This is a genomic window from Dokdonella sp., from assembly GCF_036518555.1.
GTDB lineage: Bacteria > Pseudomonadota > Gammaproteobacteria > Xanthomonadales > Rhodanobacteraceae > Dokdonella_A.
The window spans coordinates 1-8,546 of the sequence record NZ_DATDMY010000128.1; the positions used below are offsets into that span (position 1 = coordinate 1).

Consider the following 8,546-nt stretch of genomic DNA (forward strand, 5'->3'; position numbering starts at 1 on the left):
TCGGCATCTTCTGCCGCCAGCACTACCGCGACGGCAAGGCGCAGTACCTCGCCGACCTGCCGCTGGTGTGGCGCTACGTGACCCACGTCGCGCGCGGCTATCCGGAACTCGCGGCCTTCGTCGCGCTGCTCGAGCGCGCGCTCGGCGAACGCGACATCGCGCGCGCGCGCGAGGTGGCCGCGTGACGATCCGGCGCGCGATGATCTTCGCCGCCGGTCGCGGCGAGCGCATGCGTCCGCTCACCGACGCGACGCCGAAGCCGCTGTTGCGCGCGGGCGGCCGCATGCTGATCGAGTGGCATCTCGAGAAGCTCGCCGCCGCGGGCGTGCGCGAGGTGGTCATCAACACGTCCCACCTCGCCGAACAGTTCCCGGCCGCGCTCGGCGACGGCGCGCGCTGGGGCCTGCGCATCCTCTACAGCTACGAAGGGCCGACGCCGCTCGAGACGGGCGGCGGGATCCGGCACGCGCTCGCGCTGCTCGGCGATGCCCCGTTCATCGGCGTCAGCGCCGACATCGTCAGCGACTACGACTACGCGCGACTGCCGCGCGAGCCCGACGGCCTCGCCCATCTCGTGATGGTGCCGAACCCCGACTTCCACCCGCGCGGCGACTTCTGCCTCGATCGCGGCCGACTCAACGAGGACGGCATCGGCGAGCGCCTCACGTTCGGCAACATCGGCGTCTACCGTCCCGCACTCGTCGCCGGGGAGACCGCGGAGCGCTTCAAGCTGCTGCCGATGTACCAGCGCGCGATGCGCGAGGACCGCCTCGCCGGCGAGCGCTACGACGGCTATTGGCGCAACATCGGCACGCCGGCGCAGTTGCGCGAACTCGGCGGCGGCGAACGCGGCGAACGCTGAAGCGCCGCGACGCCGCGGCGAGGCGACGGCGCGCATCGGCTCGCAGCGGACGCCTCCCGGCCGGCCCGCCGCCGATGCCTCGCGTCCGCGTCCGGCGCTTCAATCGAGCAGGGTACGCAGGAATGGCACGGTCACGCGCCGCTTCGCGGCGAGCGAGGCGCGGTCGATGCGATCGAGTGCATCGAACAGCGAACCGAGGTCGCGACGCGCGCGCGCGAACAGCCAATCGAGCACGCCGTCGTCGAGCTCGATGCCGCGCGTGCGCGCGCGTTCGCGCAGCAGCGAACGCCGCTCCGATTCCTCGAGCGGCCTCAGCGCAAGCTGCGTGCAGGCCGACAGGCGCGAAACGAGGTCCGGCAGGCCGATGCCGAGCTGCGCCGGCGGCGCCGATGCCGCGAACAGCAGCAGCGATCCCTCCGCCCGGCATCGGTTGTAGAGATCGAACAACGCGTGCTCGGCGTCGCGCTCGCCGGCGATCGCGTCGACATCGTCGAGCGCGAGCTGGTCGCTGCCGCCGAGACCACGGATCGCCTGCGCGCGCGGTGCGCGCAGGCTCGCGAGCGACAGGTATTGCGCGGTGCGACCGCCCGCGTTCGCGGCCGCGCAGGCCGCGATGAGCAGGTGGGTGCGCCCGCTGCCCGGCGCGCCGTGCAGGTACAGCCATGCGCGATCCTCGCCGCGCGCCGCGCGCTGCAGCGCGTCCAGCGCCGTGCGGTTGGCGCCGGCGACGAACCCTTCGAAGCGCTGGTGCGCCGGCCAGCGCAGCGCGAGCGGCAACTGCGGACTCATGTCAGGGTGGCGGCGGCGAACCCGGCGCGGCCGGCGGCGGCGCCGCGGCTGAAACGGCATCGGCGACGGCCGCGCGCTCCGCGCCCTTGTCGACGACGACGATGCCCGGCGTCGAGCCGGTCGTGTAGAGCTCGCTGGACGTGTAGCGAGCGTAGAGGTAGCGCAGCACGACCATCACGACCGAGGCGACCGGCAGCGCGAGCAGGACGCCGAGGAACCCGAACAGCTCGCCGCCCGCGAGCACGGCGAAGATCACCGCCACCGGATGCAGGCCGATCTTGTCGCCGACGAGCTTGGGCACGAGCACGTAGCCCTCGAGCGTCTGCCCGATCGCGAACACGCCGAGCACGAGCAGCACGTGCGCCCAGTCCTGGTACTGCACGAGCGCGGCGACGATGCCCATGACGACGCCCGTGATCGCGCCGAGGTATGGCACGAAGCTGATCAGGCCCGCGATCATGCCGATCAGCGGACCGATGCTGACGCCGACGATCCACAGGCCGATGCCGTAGAACGTGCCGAGCGCGAGCATGACGCTGAGCTGGCCACGCAGGAAGGCGCCGAGCACGTCGTCCGATTCGCGCGCGAGCCGCGCGACGACCGGTTCGACGGAGCGCGGGATCAGGGCATGGATGCGCGCGACCAGATCGTCCCAGTCGCGCAGCAGATAGAACGCGACGACCGGCACCATCACGAGGTTGAGTACCCAGCCGACCACGGCCATGCCCGACTTCGAGACCTTCGCGAGCACGCCCGCCGCGATGCCACCGGCTTCCTTCCAGTGCGCCTGCAGCGCTGCGAGGATGCGCTGCGTGTCGAGCACGTCGGGCGAGATGCCGAAACGCGTCTCCAGCCACGGCGTCGCGCGGGTCTGGAACCAGTCGAGCCAGATGGGCAGCTGGCCGAGGAACGCGCCGATCTGTCGCTCGGTGAACGGCACGAGCAGCAGCAGGATCAGGACCACGACGAGGGTGACGACGAGGAACACGAGGCTGACCGCGAGGCTCCGGCTCATCCAGCGCTCGAGGCGATCGACGACCGGATCGGCGAGGTACGCGAACAGCGCCGCGGCGACGAACGGCATGAGCACCGGCGCGAGCAGGTAGAACACGACCCCGACGGACGCGAGCAGGATCAGCCATTGCCAGCGCAGGTGCAATCCGTTCGGTGCACTCTCGTTCATCTCGACCCGTCTCCGCGCAGCGCCCGGCGCGCACGCGCGCCCCAGACGACGATGTAGTGCAATCCGCTCGCGAGCGTCAACGCCGCGGTGAGCGCGACCATCGCCGCGTGCAGCATCGGCGGCGGCGCGATCCAGTGCGACAGGCGCACCAGTTCGGCCAGCACGAACGCGAGCTGGACCGCGGTGGTCGCCTTCGAGAGCGGGCTCGGCGCCGCGTCGAAGCGGCCCACCAGGTTGTGGTACGCGATCGCGCCGGAGACGATCGCGATGTCGCGGCCGACCACGAGGCCGGCGAGCCATGCGGGCGATTCGCCGGACAGGGCGAGCCAGACGAACGCCGCGGTCAACAGCAGCTTGTCCGCGATCGGGTCGAGCATGCCGCCGATCCAGCTCTGCCAGCCGAAGCGCTTGGCGAGCCAGCCGTCGAGCGCGTCGCTCATCGCGGCGATCGCCGCGACGAGCAGCGCGCCGTCGTAGCGCCCACCCTGGATGAGCCAGCACAGCGGCACCACCAGCAGCATGCGCAGCGCGGTGATGAGGTTGGGCAGGTGACGCAGCACGGCTGCGGCGTCAGTGGCCGAGCACGAGCGCCGCGTCCGCGCCGTCGACGCGGCTCGTGCTTTCGGCGAGCGTGCGCTCCATCGCGATCGCGCCGAGGAAATGGGCAACGTCGGTCGACAGCGACACGTGGACGAGGATGCCGTCCGATGTCGCCTGGGTCGGCTGCACCGCCTTGACGAAGTTGTTCCGGCCGAGATAGCCCATCACGCGCGCGTAGTCGTCCGCATCGCGGATGTCGCCGATCCACAAGGTCGCCTCGGTCGGCGTGTCCGGCGCGAGCGGGACGTCGGCGAGCGCTCCGAGTCCGAACTTCTGCAGCATCTGGTCCACCGCTGACGCGTCGAACTGGGCGACCAGCGTCATCGGCGCGTCCGCTTGCGCGTTGCGGCGGTACGAGTACTGCAGCACGTAGCGTTCGGCCTTCTCGATCGCCTTGGCGACCTCGGGTCGCGCCATGACGCTGCTGTCGCCCGTCTGTTCGATGACCACGTTCGCGAGGGCGGTCTGCAGCGCACTCGTCCGCTCCTCGTCGGACTGCGAATTGACCGGCGCGGTGCCGGTGTAGCTCGAGGGCCCGGCGATCGAAGCCAGCGGCAGCACCGCCAGCAGCAACGCCAGCACATACCCCGTCGAGGGGCCGGGCACGCGCGGATCAGGGTGTCGCACGGGGTCGTCCATAGCCATCGGTGGGCTCAAGTCTGCACAAAGGCCGCCAGCACGTCCATGCGACCGCGATGCAGGCTGCGCGGCGCGCGTGCGGTTGGACGGCGGCAAAATGCGTCTCCGGGCGCCGGACGGTCCGGCGGCGCGCGCCGCAGGGCCGCCGAACGAGGCCAGGCACGCGCAGGAAGCACTTTGGCGACACCCTGCTAGAATGCGCGCCCCGCGCAGCCGTCCGCCGCCATGTCCGTCGAACTCGAATCCCTGAGCTACCGTGCCGCCGGCGTCGACATCGACGCGGGCAACGAAGTCGTCGAACGGATCAAGCCGCTCGTACGGCGCACGTTCCGTCCCGAGGTCATGGCCGGCCTCGGCGGCTTCGGTGCACTGTTCGAACTCGGTGGCCGGTACCGCGAACCCGTGCTCGTGTCCGGCACGGACGGCGTCGGCACCAAGCTCAAGCTCGCGCAGATGCTCGGACGCCACGACACGATCGGCATCGACCTCGTCGGCATGTGCGTCAACGACGTGCTCGTGCAGGGCGCGGAGCCGTTGTTCTTCCTCGATTATTTCGCGACCGGCAAGCTCGACGTCGACACCACGGTCAGCGTCGTCGGCGGCATCGCGAAGGGCTGCGAACTCGCCGGCTGCGCGCTCGTCGGTGGCGAGACGGCCGAGATGCCGGACATGTATCCGCCCGGCGAGTACGACCTCGCCGGCTTCACGGTCGGCGTGGTCGAAAAGTCGGCGCTCGTCGACGGCTCGCAGATCAAGGCCGGCGACGCGATCATCGGCATCGCCTCGAGCGGCGCGCATTCCAACGGCTACTCGTTGATCCGCAAGATCGTCGCGCGCGCGAGCATAACGCCCGACAACGGTGGCTTCGACCTCGACGTCGGCGGCGTGCGCCTCGCCGACGCGCTGCTCGCGCCGACCACGATCTACGTCAAGCCGATCCTCGCGCTGCTCAGGCAGCAGAAGGTGCACGGCATGGCGCACATCACCGGCGGCGGGCTCAGGGAAAACATCATCCGCGTGGTCCCCGACGGCCTCGGCATCGCGCTCGACAGCGCCACCTGGAAGCGCCCGCCGCTGTTCGACTGGCTGCAGCGCGAAGGCAACGTCGCGCGCGACGAAATGCTGCGCACGTTCAACTGCGGCGTCGGCTACACGCTCATCGTGCAGCGCGATCAGGCCGGCATGACGCTCGATGCACTCGAGGCGCTCGGCCTCACGGCGTGGACGATCGGCTCGGTCGAGGCCGTGCGCGGCGACGAACGCGTGCACATTGCGTGAGCACCGCACGGGGACGGCCGCATGCGTGCGCGACCAGGCGGATGCGCGAGGAACCCTGACCCGAACGATGCCTCCACCCCCTTTTCGCATCGCCGTGCTCGCCTCGGGACGCGGCTCCAACCTGCAGGCGCTCATCGACGCGCAACGCCAAGGGGCGTTGCCGATCGAACTCGTGCTCGTCGCGAGCGACAAGGTCGATGCGCATGCGCTGCGGCGCGCCGAGGCCGCGGGCATCCCGACCCTCGCGCTCGCGCCGGGGTCCGCGCCCTCTCGGGCGGCCTACGATGCCGAGCTGTTCGGGCGCGTCGCGGCGTACGCGCCGGACCTCATCGTGCTCGCGGGTTTCATGCGCATCATCGACCCGGCCGCGCTCGCCCCGTGGGCGGGGCGGATCGTCAATATCCATCCGTCGCTGCTGCCGAAGTACCCCGGCTTGCACACGCACCGTCGCGCGATCGAGGCGGGCGACGCCCTGCACGGGGCAACCGTGCACTACGTCACCGCCGAACTCGACGGCGGCCCGCCGATCGCCTGCGCCGAAATCCCGGTGCACGTCGGCGACACGCCGGAACGGCTCGCCGAGCGCCTGCTCGCCGAAGAACACCGCCTGCTCGTCGCCTGCATCGCCCTCATCGCGGCGGGCCGCATCGCGCTCGACGGCACCCGCGTGCGCCTCGACGGCGCCGCGCTGGCCTCGCCGCTGTGCCTCGGCGCGGACCTGAATCTCTTCGCACGCACACAAGAGCGGAAGGATTGAAACACGAAGCACACGGAGCACAGGAAGGACGAGCTCTTCCTCGTCCGAGAAACCTCCGAACAAGGCGTCCCGCGCGGAACCGGGATTCGTCTTGCTCTTGCTCTGCCTTCTTCGTCTGCTCTGTGTGCTTCGTGTTTCACGCTTCGGCCCTTGTACGTTTCGTTCAGGGACGTGCTCCGATACTGCGGCGTCCAGTCGTAGCGAAGGCCATCATGAAGATTCCGTTCGTCGCTGCCGCCCTGCTCGCGTTCGCCGTACCCGCGTTCGCTGCGGGAGCGATCAAACCGTTCCATGCCGAATATGCGACGTTGCGCAACGGCGACGAAGTCGGGCGTACGACGCTCGATCTCGCCGACAACGGCGACGGCAGCTGGACACTGCGCAGCGAGACGCGCGGAACGTCGACGCTCGCGAAGCTCGCCGGTATCCATATCGTCGAAACCTCGCGCTTTCGCTGGAAGGACGGCCGGCCCGAAGCGGTCGCGTACGACTACAAGCAGGACGGCGCGTTCAAGCAGCGCACGCGCCATGCGGCGTTCGACTGGCGGGAAGGCTCGGTCGAAGTGAGCGAAGGCGGGCGGGATTTCCGCTATGCGACCGTGCCGGGCCTGATCGACCGCCAGTCGGTGACGCTCGCGCTCGCGAGCGACCTCGTGCACGACGCGACCGCGTTCGAGTATCCGGTCGCGGTCAAGGACCGCGTCGAGACGATGCGCTACGTGCGCGGCGCGGTGGAGACGCGCAAGGTTCCCGCGGGCGCGTTCAAGGCGCAGCTCATGCGTCGCGAAGGCGAACCGGGCGAGGATCGCAAGCGCGTCGCACGCAGCTGGTTCGCCGAGTCGCTCGGCTGGCTGCCGGTCGAGATCGAGCAGACCGAGAAGAAGGGCGACACCGTGACGCTCCAGCTCGTGTCCGTGCGCTGAGCCGCCGGCGACGGATGCCGCGACAGCGTGGCGATGCCGCGTTCGGCTTCGTCGCCCTTTTGCGTTTCCCTCGAGGTGGGCCCGCGAGCGTATGCTCGGAGCGGGTCGTTGCAGCGAGGGGATGGCGATGGCACGGACCACGACAGCCGCAGTACGGGCGACGATTCTCGTCGCGCTCGCATGCGCATCGGCAACGAGTCGCGCATCGGCGGACCCCGCCGGTACCGACTACGCCTGGCCGAACCTTGCCGACTTCCTCCAGCGCTTGATCGCGACCGTCGGCCCCCCGGTCAAGGTGTACAAGCTGTCGATCGACCGCGACGGCAAGGTCGACCTCTGGATCCAGGACCGGGCGCACCCCGACCTCGTCGACAGCTGGGAATACGACCGCGGCCGCATCGACGGCCCGATCCCGGTCAAGTTCGACCACTACCCGTCCGTCGCCGCGCTCGACCACCATGTGATCGAGCTGACGACCATCGATTTCCCGCGCCTGCCCGCGATGCTCGCGACCGCTCGAACGAAGCTCGGCCTTCCGGATGCCCGCGTCGTCTCGATCGAGCTCGAACGCGGCGACTCGAGCGGCTTCATTTCGGTCACCGACACGCCGATCTGGACCATCGCCGTCGACACGCCACGCCACGACGGTCGCGTCGAGTTCGACCTGCAAGGGAGGGTGCTCGATGTCGACAAGGACTGATCGTCGTCGCGCGCTCGCGCTCGCCGCGTTGTGGATCGGCCAGGCGACCGCGACGGGAGCGCCCGTCGCCCCCGTGCATCCGCTCGAGACGCCCGCGGCGCTCAAGGCCGCATTCGCCGAGCACATCGGCCACCCGGTCAATGTGTTGAGCTTCGGCTTCGGCGAGCACTACGCGCAGATGCTCGCGCAGAACGCCGCCGCGCCCGACGAATTCGACGAATACGAGGCGGTGCCCGGTCGCACGCTGGAGCGGGGCCGACCGAAGAAGGCGGGCGAGGTCGACTGCCGCAAGAAGGTCGCATTCGCCGCGCTCGACCTCGACGCAGGCGCACGCGTGCTCGCGCAGGCGCGCGCGATCGCGGCGGCGAACGGATACAAGATTCCGGACAACGTCATTCTGGGCGCCGACGTGTTCTGCGCCGACTTCGGCTGGCGCGCGATCCTCACGAGCGACTCGAATGACGACGCGATGCTGCAGGTCGTCTGGACGCCCGACGGCCTGTCGCCGAAGGCGCAGGAACTGCGCGGCGACGGCTGGCGCAAGGTCGATGTCGCGAAGTTGCTCGCCGGCAGTGCGAAGGTCGCGCCGGCCGCGCCGAAGGAGAAGCCGAAGACGGTCGCGGGTGACGGCCGCCGGCGCGACTTCCTCGGCGGCATCGATGCCGATCTTGCGCGCCTCGAGGCCGAAGTCGGCGCGCCGCTCGGCTTCAAGCACATCGGCGTCGACCGCACCCAGCTCTCGGTGGACGTATTCCAGGGCGGCAACCGCAAGCGTGTCTCGACCTGGCTCGTCGACACGGATGGTGCCATGCGGC

Annotated in this window: 10 protein-coding genes and 1 pseudogene; 7 read left to right on the forward strand and 4 right to left on the reverse strand. The window is 70.1% G+C overall.

What is annotated here, in order from left to right; genetic code table 11:
* Both VI238_RS07575 and murU read left to right on the forward strand, forming a co-directional pair.
* A pseudogene (locus VI238_RS07575) lies at window positions 1-185 on the forward strand (aminoglycoside phosphotransferase); the annotation flags it as partial.
* 2 nt (window positions 186-187) lie between these two features.
* Window positions 188-862 carry an N-acetylmuramate alpha-1-phosphate uridylyltransferase MurU gene (murU, locus tag VI238_RS07580; protein WP_331650092.1) on the forward strand — a complete coding sequence of 225 codons (675 nt, stop codon included), beginning with the start codon at window positions 188-190 and terminating at the stop codon, window positions 860-862.
* A 99-nt stretch (window positions 863-961) separates the two neighbouring features.
* Here the strand turns inward: murU and hda are convergent, their stop codons facing one another.
* Genes hda through VI238_RS07600 form a run of 4 tightly spaced genes read right to left on the reverse strand, consistent with a single transcriptional unit; the run spans window position 962 to window position 4,061 of the window.
* The gene (hda, locus tag VI238_RS07585; RefSeq protein WP_331650075.1) at window positions 962-1,651 is read right to left on the reverse strand and encodes a DnaA regulatory inactivator Hda; all 690 of its coding nucleotides are present in this window, start codon (window positions 1,649-1,651) and stop codon (window positions 962-964) included.
* A 1-nt stretch (window position 1,652) separates the two neighbouring features.
* Complete coding sequence (locus VI238_RS07590) at window positions 1,653-2,834, reverse strand: AI-2E family transporter (protein WP_331650077.1); 1,182 nt, start codon at window positions 2,832-2,834, stop codon at window positions 1,653-1,655.
* Window positions 2,831-3,394, reverse strand: a complete 564-nt coding sequence (locus VI238_RS07595) for a CDP-alcohol phosphatidyltransferase family protein (RefSeq protein WP_331650078.1) — start codon at window positions 3,392-3,394, stop codon at window positions 2,831-2,833. The genes VI238_RS07590 and VI238_RS07595 overlap by 4 nt, the downstream gene beginning before the upstream one ends.
* Window positions 3,395-3,404: 10 nt before the next feature.
* Window positions 3,405-4,061, reverse strand: a complete 657-nt coding sequence (locus VI238_RS07600) for a DUF2066 domain-containing protein (protein ID WP_331650080.1) — start codon at window positions 4,059-4,061, stop codon at window positions 3,405-3,407.
* A gap of 237 nt (window positions 4,062-4,298) precedes the next feature.
* On the opposite strand from VI238_RS07600, the gene purM reads away from it, so the two are divergent.
* The 5 genes from purM to VI238_RS07625 form a co-directional block, all read left to right on the forward strand.
* Window positions 4,299-5,351, forward strand: coding sequence for a phosphoribosylformylglycinamidine cyclo-ligase (gene purM, locus VI238_RS07605; RefSeq protein WP_331650082.1), 1,053 nt, complete (start codon window positions 4,299-4,301; stop codon window positions 5,349-5,351).
* Between the two features lie 67 nt (window positions 5,352-5,418).
* On the forward strand, window positions 5,419-6,108 hold the full coding sequence (gene purN / locus VI238_RS07610) for a phosphoribosylglycinamide formyltransferase (protein WP_331650084.1): 690 nt from the start codon (window positions 5,419-5,421) through the stop codon (window positions 6,106-6,108).
* A gap of 212 nt (window positions 6,109-6,320) precedes the next feature.
* Entirely contained in the window at window positions 6,321-7,031 is a 711-nt protein-coding gene (locus VI238_RS07615) for a DUF3108 domain-containing protein (RefSeq protein WP_331650086.1), read from the forward strand.
* Window positions 7,032-7,158: 127 nt separating this feature from the next.
* Window positions 7,159-7,731, forward strand: a complete 573-nt coding sequence (locus tag VI238_RS07620) for a hypothetical protein (protein ID WP_331650088.1) — start codon at window positions 7,159-7,161, stop codon at window positions 7,729-7,731.
* Window positions 7,715-8,546 (forward strand): hypothetical protein (locus VI238_RS07625; RefSeq protein WP_331650090.1); only part of this gene is annotated, 832 nt, incomplete at its 3' end. The genes VI238_RS07620 and VI238_RS07625, both read left to right, overlap by 17 nt.

Excerpts from the sequence above, each read along its gene's own strand:
- VI238_RS07615 (WP_331650086.1), top strand. The coding sequence starts at position 6,321 with ATGAAGATTCCGTTCGTCGCTGCCGCCCTGCTCGCGTTCGCCGTACCC.
- VI238_RS07620 (WP_331650088.1), top strand. The coding sequence starts at position 7,159 with ATGGCACGGACCACGACAGCCGCAGTACGGGCGACGATTCTCGTCGCG.
- purM (WP_331650082.1), top strand. The coding sequence starts at position 4,299 with ATGTCCGTCGAACTCGAATCCCTGAGCTACCGTGCCGCCGGCGTCGAC.
- hda (WP_331650075.1), bottom strand. The coding sequence starts at position 1,651 with ATGAGTCCGCAGTTGCCGCTCGCGCTGCGCTGGCCGGCGCACCAGCGC.
- purN (WP_331650084.1), top strand. The coding sequence starts at position 5,419 with ATGCCTCCACCCCCTTTTCGCATCGCCGTGCTCGCCTCGGGACGCGGC.
- VI238_RS07590 (WP_331650077.1), bottom strand. The coding sequence starts at position 2,834 with ATGAACGAGAGTGCACCGAACGGATTGCACCTGCGCTGGCAATGGCTG.